The sequence below is a fragment of the Vibrio scophthalmi genome (assembly GCF_040869025.1).
GTDB classification, from domain to species: Bacteria; Pseudomonadota; Gammaproteobacteria; order Enterobacterales; family Vibrionaceae; genus Vibrio; species Vibrio scophthalmi.
This window is the reverse complement of the sequence record NZ_CP134271.1, coordinates 2625410-2643830: the sequence shown is the minus strand read 5'-3', so window position 1 is coordinate 2643830 and position 18421 is coordinate 2625410. Positions and strand designations below refer to the sequence as shown.

Here is an 18421-nt window from a genome sequence, read left to right as displayed (position 1 = left end):
GTTAACCGTGAGTGGCTTTAGCCATGATCATTGCGTGCAATAATGACACTACGTAGAATGCTTAAAGAATTAATTTTGGATAATACATGATGAGTAAACCACTGAACGAGCTGCTAAATCTTCTGAAACTTGAAAAGCTAGAAGAAGGATTGTTTCGCGGCCAAAGTGAAAACCTAGGCTTGCCTCAAGTTTACGGGGGCCAAGTCATTGGCCAAGCGCTCTCTGCAGCGCGTTATACCGTCGACGACGAACGCACCGTCCACTCATTTCATAGCTACTTTCTCTACCCAGGCGATCCGGAAAAGCCGATTATTTATGATGTAGAAAATCTACGTGATGGTCGTAGCTTCAGTACTCGACGCGTTAAAGCGATTCAAAATGGCCGTCCTATTTTCTACCTCACCGCCTCTTATCATGGCGATGCGCCTGGTTTTGAGCACCAAAACACCATGCCAGATATCCCTGGGCCAGAAAATTTCGCATCAGAATCAGAGCTCGCAGCACGCGTTGCCGACTTCTTACCCGAAAAATTACGCCAAACCTTTTGTGGCGAAAAGCCCATTGAAATGCGCCCTGTCGTCGTGGTAAATCCGCTAACACCAGCTAAGACAGAAGCTAAACAATATTTGTGGATCAAAGCGAATGGCGCGTTACCAGACAATCAGTTGATTCATCAATACCTGTTGGCTTATGCGTCAGACTGGGGCTTTTTGACAACTGCACTTCATCCTCACGGCGTATCGCTACTCACGCCTAAATTCCAAGTTGCGACTATTGATCACTCAATCTGGTTCCACCGCCCATTTAAGATGGATGAATGGTTGCTGTATGCGATCGATAGCCCAACCGCAAGCAACACTCGCGGCTTAGTCCGTGGTGAGATTTATGATCGTCAAGGCAACTTGGTGGCCAGCGCAGTACAAGAAGGTGTGATGCGCTTTATTGACTAAATCAGTACCTCGTACCACAGCGTCTACCGGATTAAATCGGTAGCGCTGTGGTGTATTTTAAAGGTTCCATCGCAAACGTCGACGTCACATCCGAAATCCCTTTCACTGAGTTAACCAGTTTTTTGTAAAAACGGTCAAAGCTTTGCATATCTTTCACCAGCACTTTCATCATGTAGTCGTACTCACCCGCCATACGATAAAACTCCATCACCTCAGGGAATTCAGTCGCAGTGGCAACAAATTGGCTATACCACTCATGAGAGTGATCACGCGTTTTTATCATCACAAAAGCATTAAATGATAAGTCGAGTTTATCTGGATTGAGCAACGCTACCCGCTTTTGGATCACCCCGCTCTCTTCCAGCTTTTTGAGCCGCTTCCAACACGGTGTCGTGGTTAGATTCACAGCATCGGCCAGATCACTTAAAGACAAGGTGGCATCACGTTGCAGCAAAGCGAGTATTTTTCGATCAATTCCATCCAATTCCATTTCACAACCCAATCAATTTGGAGAAAATATTTCTCTAATATAAGAAAAATAGAACAAAAAATGCAAAGGTTTTCTCCCTAATTGTAGGTAAATTATCAGCATAACGATATTTAAGGAGATAGCCTAATGTGTACCGATCATGATTGGATTAACAATGCGGTTAGAAAAATCGAAGCCGACTACCAACGCTCAGCAGATACCCACCTAATTAAACTCGACCTACCAAGTGTTGAGGGTATCGACATCTATCTAAAAGATGAAAGCACTCACCCAACCGGTTCACTAAAGCATCGCCTTGCTCGTTCCCTGTTTCTTTATGCCATTTGTAACGGCTGGGTTGGTCCTGAAACAACCATCATTGAATCTTCATCAGGTAGCACGGCCGTTTCTGAAGCCTACTTCGCTCGCTTGTTAGGATTACCGTTTATTGCTGTTATGCCAAAAAGCACGGCATGTAAAAAGATTGAACAGATCGAATTTTACGGCGGTAAAGCGCACTTGGTTGAGCGTTCAGATCAAATTTATGCGGAATCACATCGCCTAGCTGAAGAGCTAAACGGCCACTATATGGATCAGTTTACTTACGCAGAACGCGCAACTGACTGGCGTGGTAACAATAACATTGCCAATTCCATCTTTGACCAAATGCAACTGGAAGATCATCCAGTTCCAGCATGGGTTGTGATGAGCCCTGGTACAGGCGGTACATCGGCAACCATCGGTCGCTTTATTCGCCATCAACAGCACGATACCAAATTATGTGTCGTTGACCCTGAAAACTCAGTGTTCCACGAATTTTATCGTACCGGTAACAAGGCGATCACGGGCGAAAACGGCAGTAAAATTGAAGGTATTGGCCGCCCACGTGTGGAGCCAAGCTTTATCCCTGGGGTAGTGGACGAAATGCGCACCATTGAAGATGCAGCTTCAGTAGCGACGGCCCATTGGCTAGAAAAAATTCTCGGCCGAAAAGTCGGAGCCTCAACAGGTACCAACTTATATGGTGTATTACAACTTGCCGGAGAGATGAAACTGCGCGGCGAGAAAGGGTCAATTGTCACGTTATTGTGTGATAGCGGCGAACGTTACCTAGACACCTACTACAACCCAGAATGGGTACAAACAAACATTGGTGATCTACAACCGTTTATGGCAAGACTTGAGCGCTTTGAGGCTACTGGCCAGCTTGATTAATTGACGCGATATTCCAAGCTCAATTAAACGCAATGCAGCAAGGTGGGCGGGGAAACTAGTACAAAATAAAATGGCACTCACAGGAGTGCCATTTTTTATCTCTGTCGTGCAAACACCGCAGCTATCGGTTAACTACTTTGCTTTTTCACGCGCTTCAAATGCCGCGAGCTGCTCTGGAGTTGCAGCGGGTTGATGGTTCTGTTTCCACTCATCATATGTCATGCCATACACACGCTCACGCGCATCATCAATATCCAGATCTAGCTGCTGATTTTCAGCTTCGGCTTTGTACCATTTACTAAAGCAGTTACGGCAAAAACCCGCCAAAATCATCAAATCGATGTTTTGCACATCTTTATTATCATCAAGATGCGCGAGCAAACGGCGAAAAACCGCGGCATCGAGTTTGTCTTGCTGTTCTTGCGTCAGGTTTTTATGTTTGAATTCAGCCACTTTACTTTCCTTATCTTTCTAATTCTTCAGAGAGCTAGTATACGCGATAGATAAAAAAACGCCCAAGCGTTCGGCTCGGGCGTTTTTGAAAACTGTGCTCTCAGTAACGAAGGATTATCCTTGGATGCCCACAATCAACCATGGTGCATTCTCAACCGTTAGGTCACGCTCTAAGTGCCATACGTCTTCGATATCTTCTTCAATACCTTCCGCAGCATCACGGTAGCGGCCACTAAACTGTAGGCTTAGCTGTGCTTTGTTTGCATCGTAATCAGCACGAACAATTTCTGCATCGACGTACATTACGTCGGTGTGCTGTTCGCCATCCAATTTTGCGCGCTCTTCTTGCAGGTCTTGATACAAGCTCGGAGAAACATACTCTTCGATCGTTTCAAGCTGGTTATGGTTCCACGCACCTTGGATAATACGGTAGTGTTCACGAGAACCGTTTACAAATGCCGCTTGATCAAAGCTTGGTGGAAAGTTATGTGGTACGTCTGTTTGCGCACCAAAACCACCAAAGCCACCTTGGTTTACGTTCTGTGGTTGCTCAAAGTTATGAACATTTGGCTGTTCAAACTTAGGCGCAGAACTACCGAAAGCCGGTTGCTGTCGATGCTGATTCATACTACCCTGCTTCGCCCCCAGCATACCGCGCATGAGTTTGAAGATCACAAAGGCAATAAGGCCGATGATCAGAATATCCATGAACTGGATACCTTCGAATGCGCCACCGCCAAGCAACGAACCAAGTAAACCACCAACCAGCAAACCACCTAGAATGCCACCCATCAAACCTTTTTTGCTTGATGACTGCTTCGCTGCTTGCTCTTTACCAATGGTATTGGTGTTCTGTTTTTGCTGTTTAGGCGCTGGTGCTGTCTTAAAGCTTTTACCGAAAGACTTGCCACCACCAAACTTCTTAGCTTCCGCTACAGGCGTGATGGCTACAGAAACCATCAATAACGCCACTAGAGAAAAAAGTCGTTTCATGTTTTTCCTTTAGGGTACTTTATTTAGTTTAATATCCAGCCCATTGAAGGCTCTGGTTCTTTAATCTTAGCGCTCTCTACAAGAGAAAGATACATCCCACAATCGAATTCATGTATCAGAATATTGCAAATTTGATAATTGAGGTTGTTGACGCTTGAGGTAGTAGCTCATTAGAATATCGAACAATGTTCATTTTTGATTTTCCATTATGGCACGAAGAAACGATCACACACGCGAACAGCTTATCTCACTGACCTTAGAGACGGTAAAGCGTTTTTTGGACGAGCACTCTTATCATGAGCTAAGCTTGCGCAAAATCGCCAACATGATTGGCTATGTACCGAGCACGCTGGTGAATGTGTTCGGGAACTACAACTTATTGCTACTTCATGCCGTAGCACAAACGCTGGATGAACTGTCAGCGGAAGCAAAAGCGGTGGTGACGAAAAGCCAGGATCCGAACCAAGCTCTGTATGAGCTCGCTTATTGCTATCATGAGTTTGCTCAGCGCCATCCACATCGTTGGCAGCTTATTTTTGAGCACAACATGAATGGAGAAGTACTGCCAGAGTGGCAAAGTGCGCGTATTGATAATATGACCGGTATGCTCGAGCATTTATTACGTACCCTCGCCCCTGCGCGCAGCGACACAGAAGTTCTTCAAGCTAGTCGTGTTCTATGGTCGGGTGTGCACGGCATTACTCTGCTCAGTGTCGACGACAAATTTTTCGCCGCGGAACCGATTGATGGTAAAGAGTTGATTGAAAATTTACTGTCGAACTACTTGAAAAACTGGTAACGCACAAGGATCTGCAATGCCACAGCAAAGCCAAACCTCACTGCTGACTCAACGTCGCTTTTTGCCCTATTTTATTACCCAATTTTTTGGCGCATTTAACGACAACATTTTCAAAAATGTCCTGCTGTTGTTTGTTGCGTTCGCAGGCGTTGGGGTTCTGCCCGTTTCAAGCCATCTGTTTATCAATCTGGCTGCTGGTCTGTTCATTTTACCGTTTTTTCTGTTCTCGGCCTCCGCTGGAGTACTGGCCGATAAGTATGAAAAATCGGGCTTTATTCGTAAGGTAAAACTGGCTGAAATTGGCATCATGTTGCTCGGTGCTATTGGCTTTATTACCGAAAGCTATCTGGTACTGTTGGTGCTGCTATTCCTAATGGGCACCCAATCGGCCTTCTTTGGTCCAGTCAAGTACGCCCTCTTGCCACAGCAACTCAAAACTAAAGAGCTAGTCCCAGGCAACGCGCTGGTTGAAACCGGTACTTTTTTGGCCATTTTACTCGGCACGCTAGGCGCAGGGGTGATTGCCTCTGCTGACAATGCTAACTACCTTGCCGCCGGCTGTGTGGTGCTATTCGCCTTGTTGGGTTATTTCGCCAGCCGTTCGATTCCCGAAGCCGCCGCTTCAGCGCCAGAACTAAAATTTCGCTGGCAACCGATTAAGCACACAAAGAAAACCATCGCTATCGCCAAATCGGATCGCATCATATTTCAATCCATCATGGCCATCAGTTGGTTCTGGTTTTTAGGCGCAGCCTACCTCACCCAGTTCCCTAATTTTACGAAGATCTATCTCAATGGTAGTGAAAGTGCCGTTTCCTTTCTATTGGCACTGTTCTCCGTTGGTATCGCCTTTGGCTCATTGGCGTGCGATAAGCTCTCTAATCACCGAATTGAAATCGGCATCGTACCGCTGGGCAGTTTAGGAATCACTATTTTTGGTTGGTTGATGGCCAGCTCAGTACCAGCCTCGTTACCTGCCTTCGACAATTTTAGCGCGTTTATTACCTATCAACCCTTGTGGCCTGTCTTTGCCTACTTGCTGCTACTTGGAGCTTCTGGTGGGATATTTATCGTACCGCTCTACGCCATGATGCAAAAGCGAGCCAAAGTGACTGAACGGGCTCAAGTGGTTGCGGCATTGAACATCTATAACTCATTATTCATGGTTGGCAGTGCCATCTTAGGCATTGTCTGTCTGAGCATCATTGAGTTATCGATACCACAGTTTTTCCTGCTTTTGGCGGCGTTAAACTTATTGGTTGCGTTCTACCTATTTGCTCAAGTACCGATTTTTGTGGTGCGCTTTTTGGTTTGGATCATCACTCACACCATGTATCGCGTCACCCATAAAAACTTACACAACTTACCAGAACAAGGCGGTGCACTGATTGTTTGTAACCATGTCAGCTATATGGATGCACTGCTACTTAGTGGCGCTTATCCACGCTTGATCCGTTTTGTGATGCAAGAAGAGTACGCCAATTTACCGCCAATTCGTCGTTTTTTAAAACGAGCTGGCGTGATCCCTATCTCCTCGACCAATCGTGGTTCGATTCGCCGTGCATTTAATCAAGTAGAACAAGATCTCAATAACGGTCACATCGTATGTATTTTCCCTGAAGGGCACCTCACCAGCAGTGGCGAAATCGAAGAGTTTATGCGCGGAATGGACATTATTTTGCGTCGTAGCCCAGTCCCCGTCATCCCGATGGCGCTTAAAGGCTTATGGGGTAGCTATTTTAGCCGCTACAAAGGTCACGCTTGTAAGGGGCGACCAACACGATTTTGGTCTAAGGTTGAGATTGAAGCGGGAGAGCCCGTCATGCCCGAGCAAGCAACAACTCAAACAATGCATCAAAAGGTCAGCCAGTTGCGTGGCGATTGGCGCTAATCGATAACCAGTGATTGGATAGTTGTTTGGTTTTTCTGAACAGCTGTTCAATTCATTCAGACTTACTGACCGAGCGCGATTATGTAAAATGGCGTTCTTTATAAGTGAGCAATGATGTTCACTGCCCCCTTTAGACGCATAAGCGCACATAAACCATGAAACCATATCAACAAACTGTCCCTTTTATTATTGGCCTGCTTGCCTGCCTAACCCCTTTCGTTACATCACCAACCGCCTTAGTGATTGGCTTTCTATTGGCTTCCTTTGGTTTAGTCCCAAGCCACGTTAATCTCGCAAAAATCACTAAAAAGCTCTTAGCTTATTCGATTGTCGGCCTCGGTTTTGGGATTCACTTTGAAGAAGCTCTCGCGGTTACCTCCGATGGTATTGGCATTATCATTACCACCATTGTCAGCACCTTAGTTGTCGGTTGGTGGCTAACCAAATTATTGAAACTGGATAAGAAGCTCGGCTATTTGATTTCAGCAGGCACAGCCATTTGTGGCGGTAGCGCGATTGCGGCTGTATCGCCCGCGATTCAAGCAGAAGATGAAGAGATTGGCCTCGCTTTAGCAACGGTCTTTGTGCTCAACTCTATCGCTCTGTTTATCTTCCCGGTAATTGGCCATGCGCTTAATTTGGATCAGCACACCTTTGGCACTTGGGCGGCGATTGCTATCCACGATACCTCATCTGTTGTTGGTGCAGCCTCTGCCTATGGTGAAGAAGCACTTACCACCGCGACAACCTTAAAGCTGGCGCGCGCATTGTGGATCATTCCCGTTGCTTTCGTTAGTGCGGTTATCTTCCGTAGCGATTCGAAAAAAATCACCATCCCATTCTTTATTCTTTTTTACTGTCTAGCGATTGGGGTTAGTGACGCTCTACCGCAATTTGAGGCGATCTATAACGTTATTTTTGATGTCGCTAAACGCGCGTTGGTGGTGTGTTTGTTCTTGATTGGTTGCGGGATCTCAGTCAGCAAGCTCAAAGCTGCGGGAGCAAAACCGTTACTCTTTGGTGTGACCTTGTGGGTATTGATCTCGACCAGTTCACTAGCTTGGCTAACACTGGCATAGAAAAAACACTCCCAGAGCCCTTAAATATCTTCAGGCTCAATCGATATTTTTTGGCGTTTCTCTTTGCGGTAATGAATCACTAGCGCTGCCACGAAGAGAAACGCAGATAACTCGGCTAACGCTCGATAGAGTCCTTCTACTTGCGTTGCCGTAGCAATCAGTAACACCGCACCTACTGTCAGTATCAACTTCATTTTTATATCCTTATCGCTATCCATCGGGTTTTATTATGAGTCAGCGTTATAAGGTTGAGAAATTCGGTTTTGTACTATGACATTGCTAAATTAACTAAGTTGGCTTTCCAACCACTTAATGAAGGTGTGCACTTTCGGTCTTTTCTCTGCGCCTAATGGGCATAACACATCATAACTCATCTCAGTTTCCATACTCGGATAAGGTGTCACAAGCTCGCCAGTATCAATGTACTGTTTCACAAACTGATAGCGCCCCATCGCCACACCAACGTCATGCAGTGCACTTTGTACGCCCATATCACGGTGACTTACGCAGTAGAAATGTTTGAATAGATTAACGTCCAGATCAAAGTGCTTAACCCAGCGTTGCCAGACATTCGATTCTAAGGCGTGAATAAAATTCACTCGATGCAGCGAGGCTAATCCATCGTCATAAATCTTAAGCTCTTTCGCATAAGCTGGAGTGCATACCGGAACATATTTCTCGCCAAACAGTCGCTGGCGATACATATCTTTTAACTCACTTTCACCATAGTAAATCGCCACGTCTAAGTGATTTTTATGAAAGTCTTGCTCCTCTTGAGCAAAAATATTGAGATTAAATCTAGGATAACGGCGCTTAAAATCCGCAATCCGAGGTAATAACCAGCCATTGGCAAATGCCGGGCTCATGCCGATGTTTATTTTGCCATGCAATTCCGTGCAATTAATGTCTTCAATTTCGCCAAAAATAGAACTGAGCGACTTCGACAAGGTGTACTGAAAACGTTCGCCTTCAGCGGTTAGCTCCAGCTTGCGAGTGCCGCGCACAAACAAATTAAATCCAAGTTCATTCTCCAACACTTTGATGCGATGACTCACTGCCCCTTGTGTTAAGTGCAGCTCTTTTGCCGCCAAGGTAAAACTCATGCTTTTCGCGGCGACATTAAAAGTATGTAGGTTGCGCAGCAACAGTTGTTGGTTAGCCATTTTAATCCATGCATTAAAAATTTTAATTCATGCTACTAGCCAATTGGTTTGTTTGCAGTAACAAATAAGTTTTAAATATACCCAGTTGCTTAAATTGTTAGCCAGATCAATTAATGACTTACAGTTCGATTTGGCCATTAGATTAAAAATTTTGATTTATTAAACACTTTCTAAATTACTAGGGGCATACATGAATATACTCGGATATATGCAAAAAGTCGGTAAAGCACTGATGGTTCCAGTGGCAACCTTACCTGCCGCTGCGATCCTTATGGGGGTTGGCTACTGGCTCGATCCCGTCGGTTGGGGTTCAGAGAGCATTCTCGCGGCATTTTTGATCAAATCAGGCAGCGCCATCATCGATAACATGGCGGTCTTGTTTGCCGTCGGGGTCGCTTTTGGTTTGAGCCGCGATAAAAATGGTTCTGCGGCGTTGTCAGGCTTTGTGATGTTTCTCGTTGTCACCACGCTACTTGCGCCCGGTTCGGTAGCGCAGTTGATTAACGTGGAGTTAAGTGAGGTGCCAGCCGCTTTTGGTAAGATCAGTAACCAATTTATCGGCATTATCGTCGGTATTATCTCGGCTGAAATTTACAACCGCTACTCAACTGTTGAACTACCACAAGCGTTGGCGTTCTTTAGTGGTAAGCGCTTAGTGCCAATTCTTACCTCGATTGCTGGCATGTTCTTATCGTTTGCGCTGCTTTACGTTTGGCCTGCAGTATACGATGCTCTGATCCTACTCGGCATCAAACTGGAAAGTATGGGCGCCATTGGCGCGGGTCTATTTGGTTTCTTTAACCGCCTATTTTTAGCCGTTGGTATGCACCATGCTCTATACCCTGTGTTCTGGTTTGATGTGGTGGGTATCAATGATATTCCTAATTTCCTTGGTGGCGCACAGTCTATTGCCAACGGTACCGGTATTCCGGGTAAAACAGGCATGTACCAAGCCGGTTTCTTCCCAATCATGATGTTTGGTTTACCGGGTGCGGCATTGGCGATGTACCACTGCTCAGATGCGAAAAACAAGAATCAAGTATTTGCTATTATGTTGGCAGCCGCGATGGCTTCATTCTTCACTGGCATCACTGAGCCACTTGAGTTCAGCTTCATGTTCTTAGCACCACTGCTGTTCCTATTGCACGCAGTACTAACAGGCCTTTCTCTTTACATCGCAGCGAGCATGGAATGGATGGCAGGCTTTGGCTTCTCGGCAGGATTTGTTGACTTAGTCCTATCAAGCCAAAACCCATTGGCGGTGAAATGGTACATGTTGATTGCACAAGGCATTGTCTTCTTTGCGCTTTACTATGCGGTCTTCCGCTTCGCAATTATCAAGTTCAACCTCAAAACGCCAGGGCGTGGTGAAGAGATGGAAGCGGAGAAAAAAGACGCGACACCTGAAGCACTCAATGGCCTGGCTTATGACTATATCGAAGCTGTTGGCGGCGCAGACAATATTCTTGAAGTCGATAACTGTATAACCCGTTTACGCTTGAGCGTTAAAGATTCAGCCAAAGCAGACAGCGCGAAACTAACCCAACTAGGCGCTATGGGTGTGGTGCCGATTGGCAAAGGCGGTTTGCAGGTTATCGTTGGTCTAGGCAAGGTGGATAAAGTGGCTGAGCAAATGAAGAAGGTGCTCGCCAGCTAAAGAAAACAAGTGATGACTCACCATCATCACGCCCCCCCTAAGTGCAGAGCGATTAGTCACCGCATCTGCACTTTTTTTCGTCGCTATGTTTGTCTCAACATTTTTCCGGGGCATATAGCAAGAAGAAAGGTTATATGATCAGCCGTTGCATATGGGGTTATTTAGCAAGCGTTGCCGATTAACCACAGAGATTGAAATTAGCGACTGCCTTTTAGCTGAGTGGCAAGCCAATCTTTAACTTGCTTACGCGAAACTTTAATCCCACTACCTAATAGAGACTCGGGCAGCAGAAAGTACGCGACTGGCCATTTAAATTTCACTAGCTTTTGCTCAAGGTGCTGTTCAATGCGCTTTTGCTCTGGAAGCCCATCAGTTTGCAATACGGCGACTGGCCGTTGACCAAATTCTTCATCGGCAACAGGCACGACAATTGACTGCGTGATCGCCTCCATCTGATTAAGTACCGCTTCAATTTCCTCGCAGTGAACGTTCTCTCCACCAGAGATGAATTGATTGTCTGCCCGTCCTTTGATCACCAGTTCGCCATTAACAAGTTGCTCGCCGAGATCTTTGCTGTCAAACCAGCCCTGTGCATCCACTATTGGGGTTACAACACCTTGTTCAAAGTAACCACTGGCCAGCGTTTCACCACCAATGTAAATTCGCCCGTCTCTTAATTCTAAACGACGATTAGGCAATACCGTTCCAGCACTGTAGGTCGCATCAATTTGCTTTGCGGTCACGGTGGAGGCCGCTTCCGTCATGCCGTAACCGAGCCAAGTTTCAATCCCTTGCTCAGCCGCTTGCTGACTTAACGTCAATGGCACATGGCTACCACCTAACAATACATGGCTTAAATCAAGCGACGTGGCTGAATTCAGTAATCGATCTAATTGAGTAGCAACGAGAGAGGCGTGCGTCACACCTTGAATATCTTGCAACAGGTCACCACCACCTACTTTTAATTGTGCCCCCGCAGCCAACCAACGATAGACAATGGCCAAACCAGAAACGTGATACATAGGTAGGCTGAGTAACCAGCAGTCTGAAGGCTTAAAGTGGAACTTTAGCAGCAATCCTTTAGCGGAGGCGAAATGCTGAGCATGAGTGTGGACTACAGCTTTGGGTTTACCCATTGAGCCGGAGGTAAAGATGATCGAGGCAAGTGAGTCAGTATGGTAGCGACAGGTTATCTCTGCTTGAGAACATGATTGCACCGTTTCTATTTGAGGGACTGCGATTTGAGTCGCCTTCAGTAACGAGTCATCGATCCCATCACTGGCGTCATGCCGCCAAACTTTGGCTGATTGGCTCGACGAATAGAGCGTACCCAACTTGCCATCAAGAGCCAACTGAGGTTGTGGCATGGTGAGCGCACAAATCGCTCCAAGCTCAGCGCAAGCTAGATAGATCAGCAGCATCTCTGGGCTGTTTTTCCCCACGCAAGTAACGACACTGCCTTGGGTGACTTGTTGATCAACTAACGCTTTAACATAAAGGGAGACCACTTGTTCTAATTCAGACCAAGTATAACAACGCTGGGGAGTCATCAGCGCTAAACAATCTGGGCTCATAAGAGCCCAGTATTTTAAAGGTGAATCGTGCATTATGCCTGCCAAATCAAAGCCTGTTCGGATAGCTTTTTCAGTGGTAGTGGGCTATCAGGCCAAGGCACTTCCAACTGTTCAGCGTATAAGCCGATAGTATCTAAACCGGGTACTTCGTCAGGTAACTGCCACTTGGCAAAGCGCGCTAACTGAGTTAAACCTAAACTCGTTTCAATACTTGAGCTGATCACCGTTTTGATGCCTAGGAGTTTCGCCGCCGCAATTAGCCCAATACAAGTTTGTACAGAACCAATTAAGGTTGGCTTTATCACGATGGTTTTCACACCGGTAAAATCCGTCAGCTTAAACTCAGGTTTACGTACTGCATGTTGCAGCGTCTCGTCCCATGCTAAAGCAATTCCCGTATCGATAGCAAAAGAGAAACTGTCACCCGGAACTTGGCACGGTTCTTCGATAAATTCAATGCGTTGACGATAAGAAGGTGTCACGTAGCTAGCAAACTTGAGTGCCTTCTCTTTGGTCCATGCACGATTGGCATCTAGACGTAGATTCAAATCTGGGATGGATTCTAAGAAGAGGTTCACCAGCATGCCATCACGAATCGGTTCGTAAAGACCCACTTTGATCTTAGCGACCTTTTTACCTTCCATTGCGTTTAGTTTTGGCAATAGCTCATCAGGATCGCCGCTGCACAATGGCGCGGAACGATACATACCTTCGCTCGGTAAACCACCCTCTAGCTCTAGTTGTGCCATAGAGAGACCAAATGCCACTGAAGGGTACAGTTCGCTTTCATCAAGCGCAGGCTCACCATTTTTCCAACCATTTAACTGCTCGATAAGTTGAGTGTAAACCTCTTCCATCGTTTCACAGCTAAAGCCCGGTAGAGGTGCCACTTCACCACGACCGATACGTCCATCTTCAGCAAGTTCGATAACAAAACCTTCACGCTCAGTCAGTCGACGTTCACGCAAAATCACCCCACTGTCCATTGGCAAAGCGTAGCGATACAGTTTGGCTGATCTCATACCCATATTCCCTTGTTTATTATTTTTATAACTAGCCGATTGTAACCACGTTGAATGTAGAGTTGGCTTGTAGGCCATTGTTGGAAGAACGAGGAACAAGCGCGCAACTTATCAATATAAATGCGCACTTGTGACGCCGCTATCGCAACAATGACAGCCAAGACAACACTAGATTATGGGTTGCGCGGAAACTTGTTGAAGTCTGGACGGCGCTTCTCGTTGAACGCATTGCGACCTTCCTGACCTTCTTCAGTCATGTAGAACATCATCGTTGCGTTACCCGCAAGCTCTTGTAGGCCCGCTTGACCATCACAGTCTGCGTTTAATGCAGCTTTCAAGCAACGCAGAGCCATTGGGCTGTGTTGTAGAGTTTCACGAGACCAACGAACCGCTTCTTTCTCAAGATCTTCAACCGGTACTACCGTGTTCACTAAGCCCATATCCAATGCTTCTTGTGCATCGTAGAAACGACATAGGAACCAGATTTCGCGGGCTTTCTTCTGGCCGACGATGCGAGCCATATAAGATGCGCCCCAACCACCATCAAATGAGCCCACTTTAGGACCTGTTTGACCAAATTGTGCGTTTTCCGCAGCGATGGTTAAATCACACATCATATGGAGAACATGACCGCCACCGACTGCCCAACCCGCAACCGCTGCGATCACTGGTTTTGGACAAGTACGAATTTGACGTTGGAAGTCCAATACGTTTAGGTGATGTGTACCGCTGTCATCTCGGTAACCGCCGTAATCGCCACGGATTTTTTGGTCACCGCCAGAACAGAAAGCTTTTTCACCAAGACCAGTCAAAATAATCACACCAACACTTTCGTCGTAACGCGCGTCTGCGAGTGCATTGATCATCTCTTTTACAGTATTAGGACGAAACGCATTGTGAACTTGTGGACGAGCAATGGTGATCTTCGCGATGCCATCTTCTGATTTATGGTATTGAATATCTTCATATTCACCGCTGCAGTCATTCCAGTTTACCGGTGCGTATAGTTCTTCTTCTGAAATACCTACTGTTTTAGCCATGGTGATTCCTACTTTTATTTATCACTCACTCTCGTGAGTTTGGATTAGATTTTTTATTACACTAGCAAAAGCGTGCGGCTGTTCGTGATGTACGTTGTGCCCCGCTTGCGCTACTTGACTGAAAGACAAGCCACTTTGCTCGGCCAACTGGCTGAACTTGCTGTCTTTCTCGCCGCAAATATAGTGAATAAGTACTGCGCTACGAGCGAGCGGCTCAAGTAGCGCTTGTTGCTTCGCCAATGAAGTGGCAAGTAACATCTGACTGATTGCAGAGCCAAGATTAGCACTGCGCTTAGCGATCAGAGTTTGTCTTTGCTCATGATTTAATGAAGAAAATACCGCTTGCTGATACCAATCGTTCAATACCTGCTCAATTGGCTCGCTTTTGAACCTTATCGCCCAGCCCTGATCATGTTGCCAACGCGCTTTTCGGGCAGATTCACTGGCAAGGCCAAAATTGCCACCTTCAATGAAGGCCATACTAAGGTTTAGTCGATCAAAGCGATGGTTGGCAATGCCATGCATCGCAATTCGACCACCTAAAGAGTAGCCGACCAATATCAATTTTTGTTGGGGAGGAAGAATAGATTGAAGCGTAAGGGTAATTTGTTGGCAGGTATCATCAAAACCATCGGTGCTGATGGCGATACTGCGTCCATGGCCGGGTAAATCAAGCGTCACCGTCGAGTAGTCACTCAGAGCTTCAATACACGCTTGCCAATCTTCACCGCTGCCCAGCAAGCCATGCAGAAATACCAATACTGGCATTTCTGCATTCGCTGAGTCTGACTCTCGGTGGCTATAAGCTAGCATGGAAGCGGTTAACAACCTCTTTGATGTGCGCTGAAGCTTGCTCTGGTGGCGTTGTCACTTCAATAAGTAAACAGCCTTGCCCTGACGTCAGATGCTGCTCTAGCTTAGCTTGGTAGGCTTCCTGTTGGTCAGCTTGATAGTAAGCCAGTTTAAATTGAGCGGCTGCGGCAGAAAAATCATAACCATGAGGCATTTGATAAAGTTGCTGCTTTTGCTGTTCAGGAACCGGTAGCAAACCAAAAATAGCGCCGCCATCGTTATTAGTCACCACAATCACACATGGAGTTTGTTGATGGGTAAACAGCGCCAATGAATTGAGATCATACAACAACGATGTATCACCAATATAGAGCACGGTTGGCTGATTGGTGGCTCTCGCCGTCCCTGCGGCCGTCGCTACTAGGCCATCAATGCCCGATGCTCCACGGTTAGAGTAGACTTCATGAGCCACTTCGCCAAACATATCAACTAAACGCACAAATAAGCTGTTGCCTAAGAAGATATTCACCACAGAAGGCAGTTGGTTTAACGTGGTCGCTAACGCAACTTCGTTCAGTTCCACCGATGCTTCAACATGCCACTTAGCGGCACGATTCACGGCACCGCTAAACTGGCTCAGCTCATTGGCCCAATCACAAAGCGGTTCATCCGATTCAAACTGTTTAATAGCATGCGTTAACCAAGTGGAGGTATCAGCATGATGATGAATCTGCATCAAATGATCTTGGTTATTACGATCAATACTTGGGCTGAGATAGTGATACTCAAATGGCGCTGTAGTTAAGGCATCAGTACCCAATTGAGTTTGCGATAGCCAGTGATTCAAACGCTTAGATATAACGCGCGAACCAACTTGTAAAACCAATTCAGCTTCACTCAGCGCCTTTTGGCCTGCTTCGCTTTGCAACCAAATATCAAAATGCGCCCACGCACTGCTCGTACCCGATTGGACATCGCATAAAATAGGCCAACCTAAACGCTGGGCGAGGGTGTGCGCTAATTTCGCTTCCGCTTGCGATACACTGCCAACCACGATCAAGCCTTTGCGCCCACGCCATGTTTGACAATCAAAGTGTGCTCCAGCACCAGATAACTGTTGGCTATAGCGTTGATTGCTTTGCTGCCATAAGGCAACATCATCGAGATAACTCTGATAGATCGACTTTGGTTGCTTGGAATAAAGCGGCTCAGGGAAAGCACAATTAATATGCACTGCACTACCATCACGATCTTGACGATACATGACATCATCAATCGAGGTTAACAACCAACGCAGCGAGACTTGCTCATTTGGACTAGGAAGGTTGAGAGCCGCAGTCACATGGCTAGAAAAAATACCTTGTTGCACGATCGCTTGATTGGCACCACAAGCGACAAGCTCTACCGGGCGGTCTGCAGTGAGCACCACCAGCTTTTCATCCGTCAGTTTTGCTTCAGCTATCGCAGGCAATAAATTAGCCACCGCGGTGCCGGATGTTACAACAATAGCAACGGGCTTATGGCTCGCTTTGGCAAGACCTAAAGCCAAAAAACCAAGCCCACGTTCATCATAATGTGTGTGCAGGGTTAAATTCGGGTTTTCATCGGCTTCAAGCGTTAGCGGCGTAGAACGAGAACCTGGTGCGACACAGATGTGTTCAACCTCAAAACGGGTCAATTCTTCCAATAACACCTGACACCAAATACGGTTCATCACCGCTTGGTCACGATTGGCAATACTGTTCATGACGCAACACCTAAAGGAGGATGGTCGGAAATCAGTGACAGCAGAGTCGACATTTTCTTGTCCAACTCCTGCCATTCATGCTCTGCAATAGAACCGGGAACGATCCCCGCGCCAGCATAAAGTTGAATCACTTCATCAACGATCTGAGCACTGCGTATCGCCACACAAAATTCCGCACGTTGTTGGCTAATAAAGCCCATAGAACCGGCGTACCAGCTACGTGCAAAAGGCTCGTGTTGCTGAATAAAATCCATCGACTCTTTGCGTGGCAAGCCCGCAACCGCGGCGGTTGGTTGTAGAGCAGACAATAGCTGAACGCCATTAACACCCTGATTCAAATGCGCGTGAATACTGCGTTTTAAATGCTGCACTTTACGTAAGCGAACTAAACGCGCTTCCGATTCCACTTCAACTAAATCAGAATAAGGCTTGAGGCGATCGATAATATCATCCACCACATATTGGTTTTCATTCAGGTTTTTGCTGTCTTGCGTTAACCAGTTCGCCAACTCCATATCTTGGCTGGCATTGTTACCACGGCCAATCGTTCCGGCAAGTGCTTCAGTATAAAGATCTTTACCTTGACGAGAATACAGACGCTCAGGCGTTGAACCAATAAAACTATGGCGTTCATTTTGAGCCAGCATAAAGTGAAAACTGTGTTGGTTATGCTCTGCGCTTGCCTTTAGTAGCTGAGCTGCGCAAATAGCGGAATCAAGCTCAAGCGTCGTTTCGCGAGCTAATACCACTTTCTTAAATTGATTATCAGCAATGCCAGTGAGCACCTTTTCAACCAAACTCTCCCATTGAGGTTGAGTCGGGGTGTGCTCAATATGCTGAATGTGCGCAGAAACAGGTAATAACTTAGGAATCACCGTTCTTAATTGCAGTAAACTATCAATCGTTTGTTGTTTACAGCCACTAATATTGGCGGCAATCACCCACTGCTGATCTTGACGGCAGAGCTCGACTTTAGGCAAAAAGAAAAAAGACGCTGGGCAGCGCGGGTTTTTAGCACTTTGGCCGTCGAATGAGCGCCCACCCCAGATCCGTTGTTCACCTTTTAGAAAAGCGTATGCAGGAGCAGGATCGTTAAACGTACTCAATTGACCAAGCGCAACCACTTCTTCACGCGTATCGCGAGATTGCCAATAAAACTTGGGGAAAATAGGCTGAGCTTGCAACCAATCGATGAAAGCAAAGTCAGGCTTTGTCGGCAGAACTTGAACCAAACGAGTCACCTCGTCCGTTGCATCCTTTACACGTTCAATCAGTTCGGTAATGGCTTGCTGAAAATATGACAAATAAACCTCGTATAACTAGAACCAATAGGTCTTACGCTTGCGCTGCGTTGAAAATAACGTGCTTTGATGTCGCTAAGAGTTAACGCCAAACTATTGTAACGAAAACAAGCACAACAAAACACTTTCATCCAATCCGAAGATTTGCATCTATCACTTTATTCTACGCTTTTATTACTGTGATATGCAGAGGATTCAACGTATACGTGTGCTGTCTGTATAAAAAACCGACGGATAGCGACAAATCTTATTGCAAGCTCACAAATCGATTCAACC

Annotated in this window: 17 protein-coding genes; 6 read left to right on the top strand and 11 right to left on the bottom strand. The window is 46.3% G+C overall.

From position 1 onward, the window contains the following. Positions 1-89: 89 nt before the first annotated feature. Positions 90-950, top strand: a complete 861-nt coding sequence (tesB, locus tag RJD38_RS12185; RefSeq protein ID WP_065545980.1) for an acyl-CoA thioesterase II — start codon at positions 90-92, stop codon at positions 948-950. 31 nt (positions 951-981) lie between these two features. Here tesB and RJD38_RS12180 read toward each other — a convergent pair whose 3' ends face one another. Beyond that, entirely contained in the window at positions 982-1440 is a 459-nt protein-coding gene (locus tag RJD38_RS12180; RefSeq protein WP_005596043.1) for an Lrp/AsnC family transcriptional regulator, read from the bottom strand. 126 nt (positions 1441-1566) lie between these two features. On the opposite strand from RJD38_RS12180, the gene RJD38_RS12175 reads away from it, so the two are divergent. Next, positions 1567-2634, top strand: a complete 1068-nt coding sequence (locus RJD38_RS12175; protein WP_005596042.1) for a PLP-dependent cysteine synthase family protein — start codon at positions 1567-1569, stop codon at positions 2632-2634. Between the two features lie 132 nt (positions 2635-2766). Here RJD38_RS12175 and RJD38_RS12170 read toward each other — a convergent pair whose 3' ends face one another. Then, positions 2767-3087 carry a DUF1244 domain-containing protein gene (locus RJD38_RS12170; protein ID WP_005596041.1) on the bottom strand — a complete coding sequence of 107 codons (321 nt, stop codon included), beginning with the start codon at positions 3085-3087 and terminating at the stop codon, positions 2767-2769. A 114-nt stretch (positions 3088-3201) separates the two neighbouring features. Then, on the bottom strand, positions 3202-4080 hold the full coding sequence (locus RJD38_RS12165) for a Tim44 domain-containing protein (RefSeq protein WP_005596040.1): 879 nt from the start codon (positions 4078-4080) through the stop codon (positions 3202-3204). 208 nt (positions 4081-4288) lie between these two features. On the opposite strand from RJD38_RS12165, the gene RJD38_RS12160 reads away from it, so the two are divergent. The 3 genes from RJD38_RS12160 (at position 4289) to RJD38_RS12150 (ending at position 7849) form a co-directional block, all read left to right on the top strand. Beyond that, a complete protein-coding gene (locus RJD38_RS12160) occupies positions 4289-4879 on the top strand; it encodes a TetR/AcrR family transcriptional regulator (RefSeq protein ID WP_005596039.1) in 591 nt (196 codons plus the stop codon). A 16-nt stretch (positions 4880-4895) separates the two neighbouring features. After that, positions 4896-6770, top strand: coding sequence for an MFS transporter (locus RJD38_RS12155; protein WP_065545465.1), 1875 nt, complete (start codon positions 4896-4898; stop codon positions 6768-6770). Positions 6771-6925: 155 nt separating this feature from the next. Continuing rightward, positions 6926-7849, top strand: coding sequence for a YeiH family protein (locus RJD38_RS12150; protein WP_065545466.1), 924 nt, complete (start codon positions 6926-6928; stop codon positions 7847-7849). A 20-nt stretch (positions 7850-7869) separates the two neighbouring features. Here the strand turns inward: RJD38_RS12150 and RJD38_RS12145 are convergent, their stop codons facing one another. Beyond that, on the bottom strand, positions 7870-8043 hold the full coding sequence (locus RJD38_RS12145; protein WP_005596034.1) for a hypothetical protein: 174 nt from the start codon (positions 8041-8043) through the stop codon (positions 7870-7872). Between the two features lie 90 nt (positions 8044-8133). Further along, positions 8134-9012 carry a LysR substrate-binding domain-containing protein gene (locus RJD38_RS12140; RefSeq protein ID WP_367971328.1) on the bottom strand — a complete coding sequence of 293 codons (879 nt, stop codon included), beginning with the start codon at positions 9010-9012 and terminating at the stop codon, positions 8134-8136. Positions 9013-9220: 208 nt separating this feature from the next. Here RJD38_RS12140 and nagE point away from each other — a divergent pair, with 208 nt between their 5' ends. Next, positions 9221-10669, top strand: a complete 1449-nt coding sequence (nagE, locus tag RJD38_RS12135) for an N-acetylglucosamine-specific PTS transporter subunit IIBC (protein WP_175422486.1) — start codon at positions 9221-9223, stop codon at positions 10667-10669. 197 nt (positions 10670-10866) lie between these two features. On the opposite strand, the gene menE is transcribed toward nagE, so the two are convergent. The 6 genes from menE to RJD38_RS12105 form a co-directional block, all read right to left on the bottom strand. Beyond that, on the bottom strand, positions 10867-12276 hold the full coding sequence (gene menE / locus RJD38_RS12130) for an o-succinylbenzoate--CoA ligase (protein WP_065545469.1): 1410 nt from the start codon (positions 12274-12276) through the stop codon (positions 10867-10869). Continuing rightward, on the bottom strand, positions 12276-13265 hold the full coding sequence (menC, locus tag RJD38_RS12125; protein WP_065545470.1) for an o-succinylbenzoate synthase: 990 nt from the start codon (positions 13263-13265) through the stop codon (positions 12276-12278). Before menC ends, menE begins: the two co-directional genes overlap by 1 nt. Positions 13266-13438: 173 nt before the next feature. Continuing rightward, on the bottom strand, positions 13439-14305 hold the full coding sequence (menB, locus tag RJD38_RS12120) for a 1,4-dihydroxy-2-naphthoyl-CoA synthase (RefSeq protein ID WP_005596027.1): 867 nt from the start codon (positions 14303-14305) through the stop codon (positions 13439-13441). Positions 14306-14326: 21 nt separating this feature from the next. Next, positions 14327-15118, bottom strand: coding sequence for a 2-succinyl-6-hydroxy-2,4-cyclohexadiene-1-carboxylate synthase (gene menH, locus RJD38_RS12115; RefSeq protein ID WP_065545471.1), 792 nt, complete (start codon positions 15116-15118; stop codon positions 14327-14329). Beyond that, entirely contained in the window at positions 15105-16844 is a 1740-nt protein-coding gene (gene menD / locus RJD38_RS12110) for a 2-succinyl-5-enolpyruvyl-6-hydroxy-3-cyclohexene-1-carboxylic-acid synthase (RefSeq protein WP_065545472.1), read from the bottom strand. Before menD ends, menH begins: the two co-directional genes overlap by 14 nt. Continuing rightward, positions 16841-18148, bottom strand: coding sequence for an isochorismate synthase (locus RJD38_RS12105; RefSeq protein WP_065545473.1), 1308 nt, complete (start codon positions 18146-18148; stop codon positions 16841-16843). The genes menD and RJD38_RS12105 overlap by 4 nt, the downstream gene beginning before the upstream one ends. Positions 18149-18421: the final 273 nt, after the last annotated feature.